This is a genomic window from Ferdinandcohnia jepli (assembly GCF_047246645.1).
Classification (GTDB): Bacteria; Bacillota; Bacilli; order Bacillales; family Bacillaceae_L; genus Ferdinandcohnia.
This window is the reverse complement of record NZ_JBFOKR010000024.1, coordinates 32,860-33,530: the sequence shown is the minus strand read 5'-3', so window position 1 is coordinate 33,530 and position 671 is coordinate 32,860. Positions and strand designations below refer to the sequence as shown.

The window sequence follows — 671 nt, the reverse complement described above, 5'->3', positions numbered from 1 at the left end:
CAGGAGCAACAGGACCAACCGGGCCGACAGGACCGACAGGACCAACGGGACCAACAGGAGCAACAGGACCGACAGGAGCAACAGGAGCAACAGGACCAACCGGGCCGACAGGACCGACAGGACCAACGGGACCAACAGGAGCAACAGGACCGACAGGACCAACAGGACCAACAGGACCAACGGGACCAACGGGACCAACAGGAGCAACAGGACCGACAGGAGCAACAGGAGCAACAGGACCGACAGGACCGACCGGACCAACGGGACCAACGGGACCAACGGGAGCAACAGGACCAACAGGACCAACGGGACCAACGGGACCAACAGGAGCAACAGGAGCAACAGGACCGACAGGAGCAACAGGACCGACCGGACCAACGGGACCAACAGGAGCAACAGGACCGACAGGAGCAACAGGACCAACAGGACCAACAGGACCAACGGGACCAACGGGACCAACGGGACCAACGGGACCAACGGGAGCAACAGGACCAACGGGATCAACGGGACCAACAGGAGCAACAGGAGCAACAGGACCAACAGGAGCAACAGGACCGACGGGAGCAACAGGACCGACGGGAGCAACAGGACCGACGGGACCAACGGGGCCAACAGGAGCAACAGGACCAACAGGACCGACGGGAGCAACAGGACCAACAGGGCCAACAGGA

The 671-nt window shown here is 62.3% G+C and carries 1 protein-coding gene; it reads left to right on the top strand.

The annotated features are described in order from the left end of the window. Positions 1–671: hypothetical protein (locus AB3M96_RS20905; protein WP_412969549.1), on the top strand; the 671-nt coding region annotated here is incomplete at both ends.